Genomic DNA, 20,998 nt, shown 5'->3' with positions numbered 1-20,998 from the left:
TGCCGACGCCTCGCCAAGGACTTCGAGAACCTCGCCAGAATGGCGCTGGCGTTCCTGCGCCTGGCCATGATCCGCCTCATGCTGCGCAGAATCGCAAGGCACAGGAAATAATAGGGAACTTCGCGGACGGACTCTAAAGAATATTGCTATTTTACTGGCTCAAAGAAGTGAGGCACAAAAATGACTGACACCATCATCCCGGCAGTCGGATTTTCAGTCACGGCAGAAACGGGGTCAGGGTCCATTAAATCCCGCCTACACCCCCAACTCCCCCACCAACTCCGGATGCTGGTCCAGCAGCTTCAGCAACTGGATCGTCGGCCCACTCGGTTCCACGATGGCGCGCTCGTACTTGTCGAAGGCGCTGGGGCCGACCTTGAACAGCGCACCCGCCGCTCGCTGGCTGAGGCGCAGCTTGGTGCGGATGCGGCGGATGGTGGCGGGCGACGGCACGCCGTCCACCTGTTCCTTTAACGTCCGCAACGCAGCGTCGGCGGCGGCCATGTCGGCGCCCACATGCACGGACTCGCCCTCTCCCTCGGGATAATAGCCGGGCAGATCGACCACCATCTCGGCACCCTTGTAGCGCACCGTGAACGGGCGGATATCGCGGGTCAGCATCTGGCCCGTCTCGGGGCACGGCATGGTTGGCGGCAAGTCTGGGATCTTGGTGGCCACGGTCACTTCTCCTTGAACGACATCACCCGAAACTCGGTCACCACGTCGGCCTGGAACTTTACGTACAGGACCAAATCACCCGCCGGAACATGGTAGACGTCCTGCCATGTCCGATGATCGGCAAAGGTGGTCATCGACTTGTAGAACATCGGACGCCGGATGCTGTTGATCACTGCCGCGATGCCGGAGCGGCTGAACCCCAGCGACAGGGCATCGGAATAGGCCGTCCGCGTGATCGCCAACGTCTCGACCGACCCGAGGGCGGCCTTGACGGCATCGAGATCGTAGGTTGGCCGGCGCTTTTCCATCGCCGCATCATGCCACCATATGGGTGTCGGATCAAGCCGCAGCAAGTCCCGCTAACGCATTGAAATACACCAAGAGAAGGTTCTCTTCCAGCCCATCTCCCTCCGCAAAAAAAGCCCCGGGGTTCGCCCCGGGGCTTTTTTGGTGGATGGGGTTCGCTAAGGGCGCGCGGATGGCATCGACCTTCGTCGCCAACACCCCATTGCCGACCGCGCCTGCCTGTGGCCATATCTGCAAACAGGAGGATGGCCCATGACCGCGTTGGCTGACTTAAGACGGGAATTGGCAACCCGGGGCCTGGACGGCTTCGTGGTGCCGCGCGCCGACGAGCATCAGGGCGAGTATGTCGCGCCTTCGGCCCGGCGCCTGACCTTTTTGACCGGCTTCACCGGCTCGGCCGGCATGGCTTTGGTGCTGCAAGGCCGCGCCGCCATCTTCGTCGATGGCCGCTACACCCTGCAGGTCCGCCACGAGGTCGATCAATCCGCCTTCGAAATCCGCCACCTGATCGACGAGCCTCCGCCGAAATGGGTGGCCGACGCCCTGGCCGCCGGGCAGAAGCTGGGCTTCGATCCGTGGCTGCACACCGTCGATCAGGTCGAGGCGTTGCGGGCCGCCTGTCTGAAGGCCGGCGCCGAGTTGGTGTCGTGTCCCGATAATCCGCTGGACGCGGTGTGGGCCGACCGCCCGGCCCCGCCGGCCAGCCCGGTGCGGCCGCACGACATCCTTCATGCCGGCAAGTCGGCCCAGGACAAGCGGGCAGAACTGGCGGCACAGCTGGCCGCCGATCGGCTGGACGCGGTGGTGCTGACCGACCCGTCATCCCTGGCCTGGCTGTTGAACCTGCGCGGTGCCGACGTCGATTTCGTGCCGCTGGCGCTGGGCTTCGCCATCGCCCATGCCGATTCCTCGGTGCAGCTGTTCCTGGCACCCGACCGCTTCGATTCCGCCACCTTGGCCCATCTGGGAAGCGGTATCACCATCTTGCCGCCGGCCGCCTTTGCCGGCGCCTTGAACGCCCTGGGCCGCGCCGGCCGACGGGTCCGCATCGACCAGACCTTCGCCCCCCAGGCGGTGCTGACCGCCCTGGCCGGCGCCGCCATCGATCGCGGCCCCGACCCCTGCGCCCTGCCCCGGGCCTGCAAGAACACGGTGGAACTGGCCGGCAGCCGCGCCGCCCATCGTCGCGACGGTGCCGCCATCGTCCGCTTCCTCGCCTGGCTGGCGGCGCAGGAGGATATCGACGAACTGGGCGCGGCCGAGCGGCTGGAGAGCTTTCGCCGCCAGGGCGAGCTTTATCGCGGCCCGTCCTTCCCGACCATCGCCGGCGCCGGGCCCAACGGCGCCATCGTCCATTACCATTCCACGCCCGCCACCAATCGCCGGCTTGAGCCGGGGCAATTGTTCCTGCTGGATTCCGGCGGCCAGTATCTGGACGGCACCACCGACGTCACCCGCACCATCGCCATCGGCGGTGCCGACGCCCAGCAAAGGCGGGCCTTCACCCTGGTCCTGAAAGGGCATATCGCCCTGGCCGGCGCGATCTTCCCGGCCGGGACCACCGGCCCGCAATTGGACGTCCTGGCCCGCCAGCATCTGTGGCGGGCCGGATTGGATTACGACCACGGCACCGGTCATGGCGTCGGGTCGTTTCTTTCGGTGCATGAAGGTCCGCAGCGTATCGGCAAGCAGGGCCACGCCGCCGTGGCCTTGATGCCGGGCATGATCTTGTCCAACGAGCCGGGCTATTACAAAACCGGCGCCTTCGGCATCCGCATCGAAAACCTGGTGGTGGTGACCGAACAGGCGATGCCGGCCGGCGGCGAAAAGCCCTTGCTGGGGTTCGACACCCTGACCCTGGCCCCAATCGACCGCACCCTGATCGAGCCCAGCCTGCTGGAGCCGGCCGAGCGCGCCTGGATCAACGCCTATCATGCCCGCGTCGCCGCGGAACTGGCGCCGCTTCTGAACCCGGCCGAGCAGGCCTGGCTGGTCGCCGCCACCTATTCGGTGTAACCGGCCGAGCGGGCGAATTCGGCGGTGATGGCATCCATGGTGTTGCGGTGGATCATCAGCCAATTGGGCAGATCGTCCCGGAAATAGCTGTCCACGGACTCGCCGGCTGCCAGCTTGGCTTGCACATCGGCCAACTCGCTCAGCACCCGCTGATGCTCGCCGCGATGACAGCCCAGCGCGAAGAACCCGGTCTTTTCCATCAGGCCTTCCTCGCGGGCGAAATGGTGGCGGCAATGGTCGATGAACGCCGCCAGCAACGACGCCCGCTGGGCGGCGTCCGCCGCATCGGCCAATCCGTTGATCTGTTCGGCCGCCACCACATGGTCGGCATCCATGAAGCCGACCCCCACATTCAGACCGTCATCCCACTGCAAAACCGGCATCCTTGTGCCCTTCCTCGTTCGACGGTCGGCAAAATATATACTTTCGATTAAGTTTGGAAGAAAAACCTCAAATACGCACGCGGCCTCATCCCCAGGTATAAAATGCCCTACTTAATATCCGGTTTTTAACCATTTCGCGCCATTTCCATTCGCCGGAGAACCGCGCCATCATGTCATGGCTGATGAAGCAGACGCATGGAGGAAGCCATGGCGACGTTCTTGAAGCAGATCGCGATTGCGATGACACCCGGCGCGGTGAACGCCATCCTGGGACTTCTGTATTTCGGCTGATCGGACGGCTTGTTTACCTCTCTCCGGATGGGGGTCCGATGCGTCGGCTATTCCTTGCCGTGATCATGACGGCTGTGGCCGGCCCGGTCGCCGCCCAGAGCCTTCCTTATGCCATCGTCGATACCGGTCAGACCGGATGCTTCGATGCGCGCGGCGCGTCGTCTTGCCCGGCGGCCGGCGCCATGTTCTTCGGCCAGGATGGCCAGGTTCGCGGCAATCAGCCGCATTACCGCGATAACGGCGACGGCACGGTCAGCGATCTGGTCACCGGCCTGATGTGGCAGAAGGGCTTCGAGCGCACCTCGTTCGGCGAGGCGCCGGGTAAGGCCGCCGCCAGCCGGGTCGGCGGCCACGCCGATTGGCGGGTGCCGACCATCAAGGAATTGTATTCGCTGATCGACTTCTCGGGCGCGACCGGATCGTCGCCGCCATCCAGTTCCCAGGTGCCGGCCGACGCCCGCCCCTATCTCGACACCCGTGCGTTCACCTTCGAATATCCCCGCCAGGGCCGCTTCATCGACGCGCAATACGTCACCTCGACCGCATATACCGGCCGGGTGATGGGGGGCGAAGCCGCCTTCTTCGGGGTCAATTTCGCCGATGGGCGCATCAAGGGCTATCCGCAAAATGGCGGTCCGGGCGGCCGGCAATGGTACGGGCGCTGGGTGCGCGGCAACCCCGCCTATGGCAAGAACGACTTCGTCGATAACGGCAACGGCACGGTGGCCGACCGCGCCACCGGCCTGACCTGGATGAACCACGATCACGGCCGCCTGGACTGGGCCGGAGCACTGGCCTTTTGCGATCGGCTGGACTTGGCCGGCCAGTCGGACTGGCGCCTCCCCAGCGCCAAGGAACTGCATTCGATCGTCGATTATTCCCGCTCGCCCGACGCCACCGGTTCAGCGGCGATCGACCCGATCTTCGCCATCAGCGCCATCGCCGAGGCCGACGGCAGCCGCAACTGGCCCTATTTCTGGAGCTCGACCTCGCATCTGGACGGCCGCCAGCCGGGCGATTTCGCAGTCTACCTGGCCTTTGGCAAGGCCATGGGCAATATCGGCATGGGCGGCCCCCAGGGGATGGGGGGCCAGCCCGGAATGGGGCCGCCCGGAATGGGGATGGGAATGGGGCCGCCGGGGATGGGACCGCCGGGGATGGGACCGCCGGGGATGGGACCGCCGGGGATGGGTGGGCCGCCATCGCGCGCGAGTGGCCCGCCCCGCCTGCTGGATGTCCATGGCGCCGGAGCCCAGCGTTCCAGCCCGAAATCGGGCGACGAGTCGCGCCTGCCGGTCGGGGCCGGGCCGCAAGGCGACGTTCTCAGGATCTACAATTCCGCCCGCTGCGTGCGCGGCTAGAGGAGCGCGCTTTTTAATCTAAGGCGCGCTACTCCAGCGCCCATTGAGGGCGCGGCCAAGCGGCCGGATGGCCGCGCTCAGGCAAAGGGGCAATCAAAAAGCTAAGCCATCAGCCCGGCGGCGATCTCGCGGTCGATCTCGATCAGGCAGCGGGCGTCGTCGGGCCGGCCGCTGGACAGGGCCTTGATGGTCTGGTGATCGACGAAGCGCGACAGGTCCAAAAGATTGGCGCGAATGGGCGCCGGCAATGGATGGTCGGGTGCCGTCACCTCGATCTGCACCAGGGTCCACAGCTTCTGGTTCCGCTTCAGCGCATTGTCCAGGATCGCCCGGCTGACCGGGGCGCGGCACGCCGCTTCCAGGGCGTTGGCGGCCCTGACGAAGGCCATCGCCTCGCCGGCCCGGCCCTTCAGGCCGGTCGCCTGCATGCGTTCATAGGCGCCATAGGGGGACGCGGGTTGCCGCATCGCAGGTTCAGAACAGCGACAGGATCGAGTTCTGCAGGTCGCGGCTGATACCCAGCCCGACCTGGGACAATTGCTGGCGGGTTCGGCTGGCGGCCAGGCCCGCCGCCTCTTCCCTGAGGTCGGCTTCGGACAGCTTCAGGCCGGCCTCGGCGGCGACGTTGCGCAAATTGTCGGCATTGCCGGCCTGGATGTTCAGTGCCGCGACCGAACTGCCCAGATTGGACTGGGCCTGGCGCAACGTCGTGGTGGCCGAGGACAGTTCCGCCAGCAGCGCATCGCCGAAATTCGAGCCGTCGGCGGCGACCGCCGACAGGCCCAGGCCGCCGACAGTGACGTTCTGGGCCGACACCGTCACGTCACCGGCCGAGATCGAGGTGCCGCCGCCCAGCAGGCTGGTGCCCTGGTAGCTGGCATCCTGGATGACCGCGCCGATCTGGTCGCGCACGACGTTGTATTGCTCGGCGTACGCGGCGCGTTCGGCGGCGCTGTCGGTGCTTTGCGCGGACAGGGCGATTCCTTGCAACTGATTGACCAGGCGTCCCACCGCCTGGGTGCCGTCCAAGGCGGCGCTGACCGCCGAGACCGCACCGGCGGACTGTTCCTTGACCGAGGCCAGGTCGCTGGCCTTGTCGGTCAGGGCCTTGGCCGCCAGATAGGCGGCTGCGTCGTCCTGCGGGGAATTGATGCGCCGGCCCGAGGACAGGGCGCGGGAGCGATCGGCGGATTGTTCGTTGGACCGCTGGATCGAGGCGAGGCCGGTGCGGGCGCTGGCGCTTAAAGTCACGGAATCGATGGGCATTCTGCCGAATCCTGCTTCAGACGTTTCGCCGAATATAACACCCTTCACCGCCCTTGCGCCATTTCGTTGACGGCGGCCGGGCTTGTTTCTATCCTCCGCCCCGTCATGCGTACCCCCCTTGCCGCCCTGATCCTGATGCTTCTCGCCACGCCGTCGCTTGCCGACGAGGTGCCGCCCCCGGCCGCGCAGATTCCGATGATGCCGATTTCGGCGGCGCAGCCGTGGGAAGTGGAAAGCGCGCTGAAGACCTATTGGAAGGATCACTACCTCGCCGGCGGCGAACACGGCTTCGGCCTCGACAAGGTCCGCGCCGGCCGCTTCGACCTGAATGGCGACGGCAAGGCCGAGTTGATCTTGATGGTCGATGACCCTGCGTGGGAGGCCGAGCATGGCCGCCCGTTCCTGGTCGCCAACTGGACCAGGAAGGGGTGGAACGCCATCGGCTGGTCGTGGGGCGACGACGAAACCTTGTTCGCCACCACCGAAATCATCGGCGGCTGGCGGACCATCGACACCGGCACCCAGTTGCTGCGCTGGGACGGCCGAGTCTATCAGCGGGTCGAGAAACCCACTAATTAGTTGTCCGGGAAAAAGTCCCTCGGCTTCGCCTCGGTGTACTTTCCCCCGATTTTGTTTGGAAACCCCGTGCTCAAGCAAGCTTTCCGCGCGGGATTGGTTTGTTTTCCCGCCATGAGGCGAGCGCGGCTCGCCTCATGGCGGCCGTCAAACATGAAAAATAGGCGCAGGGCCGCCCCAAGCCTATTTTTCTCCTTTTAAATCATCGGGGAAAAGTACACTGAGCGAAGCGAAGGACTTTTCCCCGAGGAACTAACTAGCGACGATGTCGCCATCTTCGCCGGCATCGGGATTGCCCGGCGCGGTCTGCCACCCCAAGGACGGAATCTGAATGATCCGCGCCCCCCAGGCGTCGGTGGTGGTGGCGATCAGCCCCCGGCTTTCCATGTGTTCCAGCACCGCCAAGGCCCGCCGGGCACTGTGCGAGCCGCGCGCCCGGGCGATGGCGGCATTCGACGGGCAGGCCGCCTGATCCAGGGCGGCGCGGGCCAGCAGCAGGAAGACCGGCTCGATATCCTCGCCCATCGCCTCGGCCAGGTTCTCGGCCCTGGCCCATTCGGGGTCGTCCGAAACCGGCTGGTCGGCCAGGCCGGCCCGGGCCACCGCCAAACGGCGGCGGAAGGCCGCCATGTCCAGGGTCCGCCCGTTCAGGCCGTGGCTGCGGCAGCGGACCAGGAAATCCTGGTAGATCTGCGCCACCGAGCGGAACAGGGCGCCCTCGTCGGACAGCACCTCGCGAAGGACCACGTCCAGCTCGACCTTGGGCGGCACCGGGCGCGGCGGCGGCGGCGGCGCCGACAGGGCGGCCTCGACCAGGGCCTGGCCGGGCGATGGCTGCGGCCGGGCCGCCGCCAGTTCGGCCAGCAATTGGGCGGTGTCGGCGGCGGTCGGGCGTACCAGGGGGGCTCGCGCCGGCTCGAAGGCGCCGGCCTTCAAGATCAGGTCGCGGGCGTCGCCGGGCTGGGTCTCGGGCAGCGGCAGCAGGCGGGCGTTGCCGGCCCGGCCGTTGGTTTCGACGTCGCCGATGCGGATGGCGAGCGGGCGGCGCGCCAAGGCCGGCCCAAGGGCGACGAAATGGCCGCGCGCCAGGTCGCGGAACATCTCGGCCTGGCGGCGTTCCATGCCCAGAAGATCGGCGGCGCGCGCCATGTCGATATCCAGGAAGGTCCGCCCCATCAGGAAGTTCGAGGCCTCGGCTGCGACGTTCTTGGCCAGCTTGGCCAGGCGCTGGGTGGCGATGATGCCGGCCAGGCCGCGCTTGCGGCCGCGGCACATCAGGTTGGTCATGGCGCCCAGACTGGCCTTGCGCGCCTCGTCCGACACCTCGCCGGCGGCAGCGGGCGCGAACAATTGCGCTTCATCGACCACCACCAGCATGGGAAACCAGTAATCGCGCTCGACATCGAACAGGCCGCCCAGGAAGGCCGCCGCATGGCGCATCTGCCGTTCGGTTTCCAGATTTTCCAGGTTTAGCACCACCGAGACGCGGTGCTGGCGCACCCGGGCGGCGACCTGCTGCAGGGCGGCTTCGGTGTGGGCGGCGGCATCGACCACCACATGGCCGTAGCTCTCGGCCAGGGTGACGAAATCGCCTTCGGGATCGACCACCGCCTGCTGGACCCACCTTGCACTTTGCTCGATCAGGCGACGCAGCAGATGCGACTTGCCGGACCCGGAATTGCCCTGCACCAGCAGGCGGGTCGCCAGCAATTCCTCAAGATCCAGGGTCGCCGGCTGACCGCCTTGCGTGCTCCCCATCTCGATGGCTACGGTCATGCCTCTCTCCGAGGTTCCTCTAGGCGCTTCATGCCCGGACTTGATCCGGGCATCCACCGGCCGAGAACGTGGATGGCCGGGTCAAGCCCGGCCATGACGAATAACGGAAGTTGGCGGCCGACTCTCACCATGCATGGGGCAGAGTCAAGCGCCGTTTCCCCGGCGCAGCACCAGCCGCTCGCAATCCATCGCCCGGGCCAGCCGGTCGAAGGTGCGATCGTTTTCCAGCAAGGCGGCCGGATGACCGGGCGGCACCTCAAGGACCAGCTCGCCCTTGTCGGCGATCAGGCGGGTCTGCTTCAACAGATTGGGCGCGCCGCCCGACACGGTATGGGCCAGACGCAGCGCCAGCCCGGCGAGCCGGCAGCGGCGCAGTTCGGCCTCGTCCAGCATCTGCACCGCCATTTCGCCGTGCGGGCCGTCGTCGGCGCCCTGGTAGCGCACCAGGATGGTGTAGGCCAAGGCGACGCGGTCGCGGTGCGGCACCCCCATGAAGGGCAGGCGCAGCACCTTCAGGAAGGCCTGTTCCGCCCGGTAGTCGGGATGCTCGTTCCAGAAGATGTCCGACGCCAGACAGGCGGCATGGCGCAGCTTGGATTCCCGGGGGCCGTCTTCGGGGAACAGCGCGCCGGTCCAGCTCATCAGCTCGTCGCCATGTTCCGGGAAGCGGGCATTCATCAGCGCCAGGTTGCGGCACACCGAGATCAGCGGGTCCTGGACCTTGAGCCGTTCCGGCAGGCGCTTGAAGAACTGCCCCTCGCGCATGCCGTAGATCGAGAAGACCAGCCGCGACGGTGACGTCGCCCGGATGATGTGGTCCAGCAAAAGCGCGGCCAGCGGCAGCGCCGCCAAGCGCTTCTTCGACACGCCCGGCACCTTTTCCATCGACTTGCGGCTTTGGGTGGCGACCAGATCGATGATGCGCAGCGCCTCGCGCGGCTCGAGCGAAAAGGTGTCGAGCACGGTCAGCGGATGATGGGTCTGGCTGATGCAGATCCGCGCGATGGCGCGCCAGGCGCCGCCGACGGCGTACAAAGCCCGCCCCTTGCCGCCGGCCAGCCACTTGACCTTCTTCAGGTGCTTCTCGATCAGCTCGGACGCCTTGTCGCGGTCGTCGCCGGCCGCCTCGGCCATGCGCAGCACGCCCAGCGGCATGGTGACGTGCTTGCCGACATCGCCGCCCTTGATGGTCACCAGTTCCAGCGAGCCGCCGCCCAGATCGGCCACCACCCCGTCGGCGTCGGGGATGCCGCACATCACCCCCATGGCCGCCAGCCGCGCCTCTTGCCCGCCCGACAGCACCTTGACCTCGACATCATAGGTGGCTTCCAGGCGGCGGACGAACTCGGCCCCGTCGTTGGCGTCACGCACCGCCGCGGTGGCCAGGATGTCCAGCCACTCGACCTCCATCGCCCGCGACAGGGCGACGAAGCGGCCGACCGCCGCCATCGCCTGCTCGACCCCTTCGGCGTTCAGCCGCCCGGTCTTGCCCAGACCCAGGCCCAGGGCGCACACCGCCTTTTCATTGAACAACGGCACCGGCACGCGGGCGGCGCCGTCATAGACGCACAAACGAATGGAATTCGAGCCGATATCGATGATTCCCACCGGCTCTTGCTTGCGCCTGATCTTCATAGCCGGCTCATTTACCCGGATCGACGATCAGCTTGGGTTTGCGCCCCTTTTCCTGAGCACTGCCGCGCCCCGACAGGCTGGGATTGGTCATGAAATAGGTGTGGGCCGAGAAGCCGGACCCGTCGGGCGACACCCGCTTGTAGGTGCCGTCGGGTTGCAGCATCCAACTTTGCGCCACGTCCTTCAGGTTGGCGACCATGATTTGGTCCAGGATCTGGCGGTGCACGGTCGAGTTCTCGATGGGGACGAAGGTCTCGACCCGCCAGTCCATGTTGCGCTGCATCCAGTCGGCCGACGAGATGAAGATGCGGGCCTGGCGGTTGGGCAGCCGGCCGCCATTGCCGAACACCATGATGCGCGAATGTTCCAGGAAGCGCCCGACGATCGAGCGGACCCGGATATTGTCGGACAGGCCGGGCACGCCCGGGCGCAGGCAGCAGATGCCGCGGATGACCAGATCGATTTCCACCCCCGCCTGGCTGGCCAGGTACAGGGCGTCGATCAGCTTGGGATCAACCAGCGAGTTCATCTTGGCCCAGATCGCCGCCGGCTTGCCGGCCCGGGCGAACTCGACCTCGGTGTCGATCAGGGACAAGATGGTCTTGCGGATATGCAAGGGTGCGATCGACAGCTTCTCCATCTTGTCGGGGATGGCATAGCCCGACATGTAGTTGAAGGCCTTGGCGGCATCCAGCGTCAGCTGCGGATCGCAGGTGAAGAAGGACAGGTCGGTATAGACCTTGGCGGTGATCGGGTGGTAGTTGCCGGTGCCGTAATGGACATAGGACACCAGCCCGCCACCCTCGCGCCGCACCACCAGGCTGATCTTGGCGTGGGTCTTCAGTTCCAGGAAGCCGAACACCACGTTGGCGCCGGCCCGTTCCAGGTCGCGGGCCCAGCGGATGTTGGCCTCTTCATCGAAGCGGGCCTTCAGCTCGACCATGCAGGTCACCGACTTGCCGGCCTCGGCCGCCTCGATCAGCGCCTTGACGATCGGGCTGTCCTTCGAGGTGCGATAAAGGGTCTGCTTGATCGCCACCACGTTGGGGTCGCGCGCCGCCTGACGCAGGAACTGCACCACCACGTCGAAGCTTTCGAACGGGTGGTGGACGACGATGTCCTTCTTGCGGATGGCCCCGAAGCAATCGCCGCCGAAATCGCGGATGCGCTCGGGGAAGCGGGCGTTGTAGGGCGGGAACAGCAGATCGGGCCGCTCGTCGACGATCAATTGCTTGGTATCGACCAGACCGATCAGTTCGTCGAATTCGTAGACGTCGCCTTCGTTGGCGTCGGCCTCGGCGATCACCAGTTTCTTCAGTTCCTCGGAAATGCCGGAATTGAAGGTCAGGCGGATCACCTCGCCGCGGCGGCGGCGCTTCAGCGCCGTCTCGAACACGCGGACCAGATCCTCGGCTTCCTCGTCGATGTCCATTTCCGAATCGCGGATGACCCGGAACATGCCCTGGCCTTCCATGCGAAAGCCAGGAAACAGCCGCTCGATAAACAAGATCACCAGGGTTTCCAGCGGCAGGAAGCGGATCGCCTCGCCCGGCAGGCGGATGAAGCGCGCCAACTGGTGCGGCAGCGGCACCAGGGCGCGCAGCACCTCGCCGTCATCCAAGCGGAACAGGTGCAGCACCAGGGCGATGCCGGCATTGGGGATGAACGGGAACGGGTGGGCCGGGTCGATGGCCAAGGGGGTCAGGACCGGGAAGATGGTTTCCATGAACCGGCTGTCCAGCCAGCGCATGTCGGACTTGGACAGTTCGGACGGCTCGACCACGGCGATGCCGGCCTCGCGCAGCTCGGTCCGCAATTCGCGCCAGCAGGCTTTTTGCGCGTGCAACAGGTCGGTGGCCTTGCCGTTGATGGCCACCAATTGCTGGGCCGGGGTCAGCCCGTCTTCCGAGGTGGTCATCACCCCGGCCTCGACCTGGCCCTTCAGGCCGGCGACGCGGACCATGTAGAACTCGTCCAGGTTCGAGGCCGAAATCGACAGGAAGCGCAGCCGCTCGAGCAAGGGATGATGCTTGTTGAGGGCCTCTTCGATGACACGCAAATTAAAGGCCAGCCATGACAGCTCGCGATTGATGAAACGGTCCTTGGACTGGATGTCGATCACAGGCTGGTCAACGTTCTGCTGATGCGTCACGACATTTTCTCCCCAGGGGCGTGGCGTCCGGTCCTCCCTTTATATATCCTTCCCGGGGAACTGTCATGAGCGCGAGGATGACGGAAATGAGACGCATCTATTTATTGCGCCACGCCAAGTCCAGCTGGGGTGATGCCGGCCTGGCGGATTTCGACCGCCCCCTGAACAGCCGCGGCCGCAAGGCCGCCCGCCTGATGGCCCGCCACCTGGCCGAGGCCGGCCTGCGCCCGGCGGAAATCCTGTGTTCGGCCGCCAAGCGCACCCAAGAGACGCTGGCCCTGATCGAGCCGCTGCTGGAAGGCGTGCCGGCCAGCATCGAGGAAGGGCTTTACCTGGCCAGCCGCCACGATTTGATGGCCCGCCTGCGCAAGCTGGACGACCATCTGGACTCGGTGATGGTGATCGGCCACAACCCAGGCATCGGGAAACTGGCCGATTCCTTGTGCGACGGCCATGGCGAGCAAGGCGCGGTGACCCTGCTGAAGACCAAGTACCCGACCTGCACGTTGGCGGTGCTGGACAGCCCGATCAAGCACTGGGCCGAATTGCAGGCCGGCACCTGCCGCCTGTCGGCCTTCGTCCGCCCCAAGGATCTGGGCGGCGACGACGACGAATAGTTCGGCGGCCCTGCGGCGAGCCTTCGCTCGCCGCAGGGCGGAACAAAGACAAAATCCGCGCGGAAAGCTTGCTTGAGCACGGATTTGCCGCGCCAAAATCGGGGAAAAGTACACCGAGGCGAAGCCGAGGGACTTTTCCCCGCGCCCCAGATCAGCGTTTCTTCAGTCCGTAGACAGCCATGGTCAGCCATCCGGCCATCAGGCACATCCCGCCGGCCGGGGTGACCAGGCCGGGCAGCCAGTCGGCCAGCCCGAAGGCCTTCAGGTACAGCGATCCGCAAAAGGCCGCGATCCCCAGATTGAACAGCAAGACCGACCAGGCCATCCGTTCGCCGGCCAGCAGGGCCACGGCGTGAATCAGTTGGAACTGGGCGCCCAGGCTGGCCCAGCCCTGGGCCGTCAGGTTGCCGGGGAATGCATGGGCGCCAAGGGCGGACATCGCCACCCCCATCAGCCCGTTCAAGCCGGCCAGGATGATCCACAGGCGCATGACCGTCTCCCCCCCTAAAAAGTCAGAACAACTCTCCCTGGGCCGGCACTGGATCGCAGGCATCGGCACGATACGCCAAATCGGGCTGAGCCAGAAGCGTCGCCACGTCGCCGCCGGCCAGCCAATCGGCCTGGGCCTTTTCGCCTAGGACCACCGGCATCCGGTCGTGAATGGCCGCCAGCGCAGACAGCGCCGGGCGGGTGACGATGGTGAAGCATTCGCCGTCGAACAGGCCGGCAAACCCCATGGCAAGACCGCTGTCCAACCCCAGGCGATAGCGCCTTGCGTCCCGCCATTCCCACCACAGATCGGCGGGGATCACCAGGCGGTTGCCCAGCAGGCGGCGAAAGGTCGGTTTTTGGCCCAGCGTCTCGGCCCGCGCGTTGATCAGCGGCCGACGGTCCCAGTCGACCGTCAGGCCCCAGCGCATCCGACCGTCGCCGCCGGCCAACAGAATCGTGGCGAAATCGGTGGGATTGACCCGACGGCCCAATTGCTGGAAGCGCGAGCACATCGGTTATCCCTCTTTGCGCCCGACGATCAGGAATTCCTTGTTGCCCTCGGGGCCGGTGATCGGGCTTTCGCACAAGCCCACCACCGACCAGCCGGGCAAGCCAGCCAGCCAGGCGGTGATGCGCTCGCACACCTCGGCATGCAGTTCGGGCTCGCGCACCACGCCGCCCTTGCCGACCCGGCCCTTGCCGACCTCGAATTGCGGCTTGATCAGGGCCACCAGGAAGGCACCGGGCGCCGCCAGAGCCAGCGCCGCCGGCAGCACCGTTTCCAGCCCGATGAAGCTGGCGTCGCACACCACCATGCCGGCCGGATCGGGGATCTGTTCGTGCGTCAAGTGACGGGCGTTGGTCCGTTCCAGCACCACCACGCGCTGGTCGGATCGCAGCTTCCACGCCAATTGCCCGTGGCCGACATCGACGGCATAGACCTTGGCCGCGCCCCGGGTCAGCAAGACGTCGGTGAAGCCGCCGGTCGAGGCGCCGACATCGATGGCCACCAGCCCGGTCGGGTCGATGGCGAAGCGGTCCAGCGCCTCGACCAGCTTCAGCCCGCCGCGCGACACCCACGGATGGTCCTGGCCCTTCAGATCAATGGCGGCGTCCAGGGCGACCGTTGTCCCGGCCTTGTCGATCCTCTTGCCGGCCACCACCACCAGCCCGGCCATGATCATCGCCTGGGCGCGCGCCCGGCTTTCGACCAGACCGCGATCAACCAGTAATTGATCAATGCGAAGCTTTGCGCCCACCGTGTTCATGCCCCTGTTCGAAAAACGCCTATGGCAATTGCCGATAGGTTCATTGAGAATGGAAAAAACATCAATGCAGGACGTCCGAAGAAACGACATGGCTACGCTGCTCTACACGCATCCAGTCTGCCTGGAACACGATACCGGCGACTACCATCCCGAATGCGCCGACCGGCTGAAGGCGATCCTTGCCGCGCTGGAGGGCGAGGAATTCGGTGCGCTGCTGCGTGAGGAAGCGCCCCAGGCCAAGCGCGAGCATTTGCTGCGCGCCCATGTCGAGCACCATGTCGATCATGTCTTCGCGGTGGTGCCGCCGGCCGGCGAACATTACCACATCGACCCCGACACCTTGCTGTCGGCGCAATCGGGCGACGCGGCGCTTCGGGCCGCCGGCGCGGTGGTCGCCGCCGTCGACGCGGTGGCGGCCAAGCAGGTGCGCAACGCCTTTTGCGCCGTGCGTCCGCCGGGCCACCACGCCGAGCGCGACGCAGCCATGGGTTTCTGTCTGTTCAACAACGCCGCCATCGGCGCCCTGCACGCCCGCGACGCCCACGGCTTCAAGCGGGTGGCGGTGATCGATTTCGACGTCCATCACGGCAACGGCACCCAACATATCCTGTGGGACGAACCCGACACCTTCTATGCCTCGACCCACCAGGAGCACGCCTATCCCAACACCGGCCTGGCGGCGGAAACCGGCGGCCAGGGCCGCATGGTCAACGTCCCCTTGCCGGCCGGCAGCGGTTCCGACCAATTCCGCCAGGTGTGGGACGACATCATCATCCACGCCCTGCGCCAGTTCCAGCCGGATTTCATCTTCATCTCGGCCGGCTTCGACGCCCACGCCCAGGACCCGCTGGCCCATCTGCGCCTGAAGGTGTCGGACTTCAAATGGGCGACCGAACGGCTGCTGGACGTCGCCCGCGAGTTCGCCAACAACCGGGTGGTGTCGGTGCTGGAAGGCGGCTACGACCTGCCGGCCCTGGCCGCCTCGACGCGTGAGCATGTCCGCGCCCTGATGGAATATTAACGGGAAAATTTCGCCAGCACGGCCTGCAGGCGGTCGGGATCGACCGGCTTGGCGACGTAATCGTCCATGCCGGCGGCCAGACAGCGGGCGGTGTCGCCTTCCAGCACGTCGGCGGTCATGGCGACGATCGGCACGGCGGCCATCGGCCCGCCCATGGCGCGAATGCGCCGGGTCGCCTCGAGACCATCGACGGCCGGCATGTGGACATCCATCAAGACGACGTCGAAGGTGCCGCCCAGCACCGCGTCGATGGCCTCGGCCCCGTTCTTGGCCAAGGTCACGGCATGCCCCCAGCGCGTCAGCAAAATGGTCGTCAGCTTCTGGTTGACGGGGTTGTCCTCGGCCAGCAACACCGTCAACGGGGCGGTGACGGGCCGGTCCACCACCGCCGGGGCCGAATGGCGCACGCTGACCGAGGCCAGGCCGACCCTGGTGGTGAACCAGAAGGTCGCACCTTCGCCAAGCCGGCTGTCGCAGCCGATGTCGCCGCCCATCATCTCGACCAGCCGCTTGCAGATGGCCAGGCCCAGCCCGGTGCCGCCGAAGCGGCGGCTGATCGAGGAATCGGCCTGGACGAATTCCTGGAACAAGGTCGCCAAAGCGTCGGGGGCGATGCCAATGCCGGTATCGGCCACCTCGAAGCGCAATTTCGACAGCGAATCCTCGGTCGCCTCCAGCCCGACCCGGACGGTGACGCTGCCACCGGTGGTGAATTTCAGCGCGTTGCCGATCAGGTTGGTCAGAACCTGGCGCAGGCGGGTGGGATCGCCCACCACCTGACGCGGGACCTGATCGGCGATGGTGGCGGTCAGGGCCAGCCCCTTGTCGTCGGCCCCGCCCTGCAGCAGGGCGACCACGTCGTGAACCAGCCGATAGAGGTCGAAATCGGTGGCCTCGACCCGCAACTGGCCGGCCTCGAGCTTCGAAAAATCCAGGATGTCGTTCAAGATGCCCAGCAAGGCCCCGGCCGAGCCCCGCGCCGTTTCCAGCAAATCGCGCTGCTCGTCGGTCAGGTGGCTGCCGCCCAGCAGGTGCAACATGCCCAGGATGCCGTTCATCGGCGTCCTGATCTCGTGGCTCATGGTGGCAAGGAAGCTGGCCTTGGCCCGGGCCGCCGCCTCGGCTTCTTCCTTGGCGTGGATCAGCATGCGCTCGGCACGCTTCCTGTCTGTGATGTCGGTGTAGGTGGTGATGAAACCGCCGCCGGGCAGTGGGCTGCCTTGCACCTCGATCACCGTGCCGTCGGGACGCTCGCGCTCGAAGCGATGCGGCTCGAAGCGGGCGGCCTTTTCCACCCGCTCGGCCACCAAGGCCTCGACATCGCCGGCCCCATACTCGCCGCGCAGGGCGTTGTAGCGCATGAAATCGGCGAACACCGTGCCGGGATGAACCAGATCCGCCGGAAAACCCAACATGTCGAGAAAGCGGGAATTGCACAAGATCAGGTTCAGATCGCGGTCGAACACGGTGAAGCCTTGGCCCAGCTCTTCCACCGCCTCGATCATATGCTTCCATTTATACTCGGCAGACCCCGCCAGATGCAGCATTTGCGACCCCGACCCGCTTTGGCGCCAGGAATGATAGGCGAGTTTACAGCCAGCAGGAAGTCATCTTCAAAATTCAAACTGAAAAGGGTGCCTCGCCGCCGGCGAAGCACCCTTTCAATGGAACTATCGACCTGTAAAACTACTTCTTGGCGCCTTCCAGCAGGCCTTCCGAGATTTGCAGGTTGATGTTGATCAGCGCGTCGATGGTGGTGTCGGCGATGTTGTCGACGCCCTGCATGGTGCGGTCGGCGACGAATTCGGCCAGGCGACGCAGATTTTCCTTCACCGCGTCGGGCAGCAGACAGTCGCTGGTCGACACTATGGTCTTCAGAGCCACCCACACTTCGAGGTTCCGCTCGAGGGCGGCGGCCAGGTGGCCGAGGTCGCTGCGCGCGGCTTTAGCCTGGTCCAGCCCGATGGCGGCCTGCGACAATTGAAAGGCCTGCTCTTCGGCAACCGAAAGGTTGGTTTCGTTGGACATGGGATCTTTCTCCTGAACGTCTGTCTCGCCCCCCCCGGGGCGCTGATCTTCGTCACTTTCCGCGCAACGCTAATGCGAACCGATTGATAGTCCGTTAACCCGTGTCGCGTCCACGTCGCGTCGATTATCCGCGCTGGACAGAGTAGTCCCGGCGGGCCTCGCGTTCAATCGGCTTTCGCGAGTTTCGCAAGGCCGGTCGCTTCCATCAGGTTCCTGAGTTCCTGACGGGCGGCGATGTTGCTCATGCTCAGTTCGAATCCGGGAATACCTTCGCGCAGATCCAACAGCGTCAGCCCCTCGAGGAACAACGAACGGTAGATGACGCGCTCGCCCAGGCCGGGGGCGACGCGAAAGCCGATGCGCTTGGAAAGATCGCCCAACAGCTTTTCCATCGCCTGCTTGTTGCGGGCGTCAAGATGGGCCAGACGGTTGCGCAGCACGATCCAATCGACCACCGCCTTTTCGCCGCGCACGGCGCGGGTTTTCTTGGTTTCCCACACCATCTCGGAATAGTGGCTGGGACGCAGGATGCGCATGGTTTCGGGATCGACCCGGGCCAGGACATCCAGATCGATCAGCGAATCGTTCAAGGGGGTGATCAGGGTGTCGGCGAAGGAATGGCCCAGCCGCGACAGGTAATGGTCGGAACCGGGAGTGTCGATCACCACCACGTCATGCACCGCCCCCAGCAGGCGCACCGCCTCGGTCAGGCGCTTCTCGTCGGCCTCGCGGTCGGCGGTCGGCGGCAGCGACACATGGTCGGGCACCCGCAAGCCCAGGGTCGCGGCATCCTTGCGCCCCTTGCGGTTCTGGATATAGCGCGACAGCGTCGCCTGACGGGCGTCGATATCGATCGAGCCGACCGACAGCCCCTGCCCCAACAAGCCGACGATCAGGTGCATCGACACCGTCGACTTGCCGGTGCCGCCTTTCTCGTTGCCGACCACCACCACATGGGCTTTCCTGCTCATGCTTCTCCCCTTACCCAGATCGCCGTGTCGTGGAATGCCGCCCCCCCGGCCGGCGGGATCGGATCACCCCCGACCAGGCGATTGATGCCGATCCCCTCGACGAAGGATTCGTCGCGCCAGATGCCTTCGACGGCGACGGTGCCGGGCGCGATTGCCTCGGTGACCGCCACATGCGCCACCACCGAGCCGCGCTGGTTCCCCAGCCGGGCCAATTGACCGTCGGCCAGCCGAAGGCGCCGGCAATCCTGGGCGTGGATCAAAACGGTGGGCCGGCCGGCCAGCTTTTGCGAGCTGGCGGTGTCGGCGAAGGTGGAATTCAGGAAATGGCGCGACGGCGGCGTGATCAGCCGGAACGGATGAAGGGCATCGGTCGCCTCGGTCAGGGCGGCATGGTCGGGCAGCGCCGGCAGGCGGGCGTGGTCTGGGCCGATCGCCGCCCAGTTGGGGGCGAAGCGGAACCGCCCGCCATGGCCGAACCCGGTCAGGAAATGGGCGCGGTCGAAGGACGGCGTGCAATCATGCCAGCCGGCCGCCAGAATGGCATCGATATCGGGCAGGCCGGACGCGGCCAGGATGCCCGCCACCATCGCCTCGTCATCCATGGCGAAGCTGGGATGGACGGCGCCCAGCCTTTGGGCCAACTGGCCGACCACCCAGTGATTGGAGCGGGCCTGGCCGACCGGATCGATCACCGGGCGCGCCACCTGCAGGAAGCTGTGGCCATACGAGGTGTAAAGGTCGGCATGTTCCAGGAAGGTGGTGGCCGGCAGCACGATGTCGGCGAAGCGGGCGGTCTGGGTCATGGCCTGCTCGTGCACCGCCACGAACAGATCGTCGCGGGCCAGGCCGCGCCACACCCGGTCCGTCTCGGGCGCCACCGTCGCCGGATTGGTCGATTGCACCAGCATGGCGGCGACCTGCGGCCCGCCGGCCAGGGCGCCCGGGTCGCCATCCAGCACCGCGCCGATCCGGCTCATGTCCAGGGTGCGGACCTTGGGCTCGGGCAGATCGGCGGCGTCGATCAGGGTGCGTTCGATGGCAAAGCCCCCCGACGCGCTTTGGATCGCGCCGCCGCCGGTCACTTCCCACGCCCCGGTCAAGGCCGGCAGGCAACTGGCGGCATGAAGGTTGACGGCGCCGTTGCGCGATCGGCTCATGCCATAGCCCAGGCGGATCAACGAGCGTTTGGTGGTGCCGTAGGCGCGGGCGAAGGCCTCGATTTCGGCTTCGCTCAGGCCGGTGATGGCGGCGGCCCAGGCCGGCGTGCGGGTGGCGACGTGGGCTTCCAGCCGGTCGGCGCCCTCGGTATAGCGCTCGACATAGCCGCGATCGACCAGGCCTTCCCTGAACAGCACATGCATCACCGCCACCGCCAGCGCGCCGTCGGTGCCGGGCCGCAGCATCAGGTGGGTGTCGGCCTTTTCGGCTGTGCCCGAACGATAGGGATCGATCACCACCAACTTGGCGCCGAGTTGCTTGCGGGCCTGGTTGATCAGTCCCATCAGATGGACCTGGGTGGCGACCGGATTGGCGCCCCAGATGACGATCAGGTCGCTTTCGGCCATCTCGCGGGCATCGACGCCCCACTTGGCCCCCACCCCGGCCATCCATCCGGCCCCGGCGGCGCTGGCGCAGATGGTCTTGGCCTGGCCGGAATAGCCCATGGCCCGGCGCAGCCGATTGAGCGCGTTTTGCTGCACCAGCCCCATGGTGCCGGCATAGAAATAGGGCCACACGCTTTCGGCGCCGTTCTGCGCGGCGGCCTGGCGGAAGCGATCGGCGATCTCGTCCAGCGCCTCGTCCCAGCCGATCGGCGCAAAGGCGCCTGCCCCCTTCGGCCCGACCCGGCGCAACGGCGTGGTGACGCGGTCGGGGTGATGAACCCGCTCGGCATAGCGGGCGACCTTGGCGCAGATCACCCCCTCGATATAAGGCATCTTGGCGCCATGCACCCGCCCGATGCGGCCGTCGGCCAGGCGCTCGACCATCAGGCCGCAGGCGGACGGGCAATCGTGGGGACAGACAGAGGGCGCAAGGTTGGCTTGGTTCATGGGACAAGAATGTAGCCGCAGCCCGGCCATCCGGCAACTTCCGCAAGGGCCGGCTGGATGCTATGCTCCGCCAAATCTAGAGGCGACAACCGAATTCGGGGACAGGGGTT

20 protein-coding genes and 1 pseudogene are annotated in these 20,998 nt (G+C 66.2%); 6 read left to right on the top strand and 15 right to left on the bottom strand.

Annotated features, from left to right (window positions below; all coding sequences use genetic code 11):
• Positions 1-111, top strand: a pseudogene (locus A6A05_RS20820) (IS5/IS1182 family transposase); the annotation flags it as partial.
• Positions 112-255: 144 nt separating this feature from the next.
• On the opposite strand, the gene A6A05_RS09890 reads toward A6A05_RS20820, so the two are convergent.
• Together A6A05_RS09890 and A6A05_RS09885 are read right to left on the bottom strand one after the other, a co-directional pair.
• Positions 256-678: a type II toxin-antitoxin system MqsA family antitoxin gene (locus A6A05_RS09890; protein WP_245644257.1), complete on the bottom strand. Its 423-nt coding sequence runs from the start codon at positions 676-678 to the stop codon at positions 256-258.
• 2 nt (positions 679-680) lie between these two features.
• Positions 681-986, bottom strand: a complete 306-nt coding sequence (locus A6A05_RS09885) for a type II toxin-antitoxin system MqsR family toxin (RefSeq protein ID WP_068500003.1) — start codon at positions 984-986, stop codon at positions 681-683.
• Positions 987-1,236: 250 nt separating this feature from the next.
• On the opposite strand from A6A05_RS09885, the gene A6A05_RS09875 reads away from it, so the two are divergent.
• A complete protein-coding gene (locus A6A05_RS09875) occupies positions 1,237-3,000 on the top strand; it encodes an aminopeptidase P family protein (protein WP_068499997.1) in 1,764 nt (587 codons plus the stop codon).
• Here A6A05_RS09875 and A6A05_RS09870 read toward each other — a convergent pair.
• Positions 2,988-3,383 carry a bacteriohemerythrin gene (locus A6A05_RS09870; protein WP_068499994.1) on the bottom strand — a complete coding sequence of 132 codons (396 nt, stop codon included), beginning with the start codon at positions 3,381-3,383 and terminating at the stop codon, positions 2,988-2,990. The genes A6A05_RS09875 and A6A05_RS09870 overlap by 13 nt on opposite strands.
• Before the next feature lie 329 nt (positions 3,384-3,712).
• Between A6A05_RS09870 and A6A05_RS09865 the strand changes: the two genes are divergently transcribed.
• Positions 3,713-5,035 carry an Lcl C-terminal domain-containing protein gene (locus A6A05_RS09865; protein WP_068499991.1) on the top strand — a complete coding sequence of 441 codons (1,323 nt, stop codon included), beginning with the start codon at positions 3,713-3,715 and terminating at the stop codon, positions 5,033-5,035.
• Positions 5,036-5,136: 101 nt separating this feature from the next.
• Here A6A05_RS09865 and A6A05_RS09860 read toward each other — a convergent pair whose 3' ends face one another.
• Entirely contained in the window at positions 5,137-5,502 is a 366-nt protein-coding gene (locus A6A05_RS09860) for a flagellar biosynthesis regulator FlaF (protein ID WP_082910850.1), read from the bottom strand.
• A gap of 7 nt (positions 5,503-5,509) precedes the next feature.
• Entirely contained in the window at positions 5,510-6,301 is a 792-nt protein-coding gene (locus tag A6A05_RS09855) for a flagellin N-terminal helical domain-containing protein (RefSeq protein WP_068499986.1), read from the bottom strand.
• A 105-nt stretch (positions 6,302-6,406) separates the two neighbouring features.
• Between A6A05_RS09855 and A6A05_RS21310 the strand changes: the two genes are divergently transcribed.
• On the top strand, positions 6,407-6,880 hold the full coding sequence (locus A6A05_RS21310; RefSeq protein ID WP_068499985.1) for a hypothetical protein: 474 nt from the start codon (positions 6,407-6,409) through the stop codon (positions 6,878-6,880).
• Positions 6,881-7,129: 249 nt separating this feature from the next.
• Here A6A05_RS21310 and A6A05_RS09845 read toward each other — a convergent pair whose 3' ends face one another.
• The 3 genes from A6A05_RS09845 to A6A05_RS09835 form a co-directional block, all read right to left on the bottom strand.
• A complete protein-coding gene (locus tag A6A05_RS09845; RefSeq protein ID WP_068499981.1) occupies positions 7,130-8,653 on the bottom strand; it encodes a helicase HerA domain-containing protein in 1,524 nt (507 codons plus the stop codon).
• Positions 8,654-8,797: 144 nt separating this feature from the next.
• Complete coding sequence (locus A6A05_RS09840) at positions 8,798-10,288, bottom strand: Ppx/GppA family phosphatase (RefSeq protein ID WP_068499978.1); 1,491 nt, start codon at positions 10,286-10,288, stop codon at positions 8,798-8,800.
• Between the two features lie 7 nt (positions 10,289-10,295).
• The gene (locus tag A6A05_RS09835) at positions 10,296-12,440 is read right to left on the bottom strand and encodes an RNA degradosome polyphosphate kinase (protein WP_068499976.1); all 2,145 of its coding nucleotides are present in this window, start codon (positions 12,438-12,440) and stop codon (positions 10,296-10,298) included.
• A gap of 86 nt (positions 12,441-12,526) precedes the next feature.
• On the opposite strand from A6A05_RS09835, the gene A6A05_RS09830 reads away from it, so the two are divergent.
• Positions 12,527-13,057, top strand: a complete 531-nt coding sequence (locus A6A05_RS09830) for a SixA phosphatase family protein (RefSeq protein WP_068500013.1) — start codon at positions 12,527-12,529, stop codon at positions 13,055-13,057.
• A 151-nt stretch (positions 13,058-13,208) separates the two neighbouring features.
• Here A6A05_RS09830 and A6A05_RS09825 read toward each other — a convergent pair whose 3' ends face one another.
• Genes A6A05_RS09825 through A6A05_RS09815 form a run of 3 tightly spaced genes read right to left on the bottom strand, consistent with a single transcriptional unit; the run spans position 13,209 to position 14,808 of the window.
• Positions 13,209-13,547, bottom strand: coding sequence for a DUF423 domain-containing protein (locus A6A05_RS09825; RefSeq protein ID WP_068499973.1), 339 nt, complete (start codon positions 13,545-13,547; stop codon positions 13,209-13,211).
• A 22-nt stretch (positions 13,548-13,569) separates the two neighbouring features.
• Positions 13,570-14,061 (bottom strand): SOS response-associated peptidase, encoded by a 492-nt coding sequence (locus A6A05_RS09820; protein WP_068499970.1) that lies wholly within the window; start codon positions 14,059-14,061, stop codon positions 13,570-13,572.
• A 3-nt stretch (positions 14,062-14,064) separates the two neighbouring features.
• Positions 14,065-14,808 carry a TlyA family RNA methyltransferase gene (locus tag A6A05_RS09815; protein WP_425411940.1) on the bottom strand — a complete coding sequence of 248 codons (744 nt, stop codon included), beginning with the start codon at positions 14,806-14,808 and terminating at the stop codon, positions 14,065-14,067.
• Between the two features lie 97 nt (positions 14,809-14,905).
• Here A6A05_RS09815 and A6A05_RS09810 point away from each other — a divergent pair, with 97 nt between their 5' ends.
• On the top strand, positions 14,906-15,838 hold the full coding sequence (locus A6A05_RS09810; protein ID WP_068500010.1) for a histone deacetylase family protein: 933 nt from the start codon (positions 14,906-14,908) through the stop codon (positions 15,836-15,838).
• Here A6A05_RS09810 and A6A05_RS09805 read toward each other — a convergent pair.
• The 4 genes from A6A05_RS09805 to A6A05_RS09790 all read right to left on the bottom strand — a co-directional run bounded on the left by A6A05_RS09805 (position 15,835) and on the right by A6A05_RS09790 (position 20,888).
• A complete protein-coding gene (locus A6A05_RS09805) occupies positions 15,835-17,343 on the bottom strand; it encodes a PAS-domain containing protein (RefSeq protein ID WP_245644256.1) in 1,509 nt (502 codons plus the stop codon). The two genes, A6A05_RS09810 and A6A05_RS09805, sit on opposite strands and share 4 nt — an antisense overlap.
• A 181-nt stretch (positions 17,344-17,524) precedes the next feature.
• Positions 17,525-17,866: a flagellar biosynthesis regulator FlaF gene (locus A6A05_RS09800; RefSeq protein WP_068499961.1), complete on the bottom strand. Its 342-nt coding sequence runs from the start codon at positions 17,864-17,866 to the stop codon at positions 17,525-17,527.
• 164 nt (positions 17,867-18,030) lie between these two features.
• Complete coding sequence (locus A6A05_RS09795; protein ID WP_068499958.1) at positions 18,031-18,837, bottom strand: division plane positioning ATPase MipZ; 807 nt, start codon at positions 18,835-18,837, stop codon at positions 18,031-18,033.
• Positions 18,834-20,888, bottom strand: coding sequence for a molybdopterin oxidoreductase family protein (locus A6A05_RS09790; protein WP_068499955.1), 2,055 nt, complete (start codon positions 20,886-20,888; stop codon positions 18,834-18,836). The genes A6A05_RS09795 and A6A05_RS09790 overlap by 4 nt, the downstream gene beginning before the upstream one ends.
• Positions 20,889-20,998 lie beyond the last annotated feature (110 nt).

The sequence above is a fragment of the Magnetospirillum moscoviense genome (assembly GCF_001650635.1).
Lineage (GTDB): Bacteria > Pseudomonadota > Alphaproteobacteria > Rhodospirillales > Magnetospirillaceae > Magnetospirillum > Magnetospirillum moscoviense.
The sequence above is the reverse complement of the archived record's forward strand: the minus strand, read 5'-3'. Positions and strand labels throughout refer to the sequence as shown.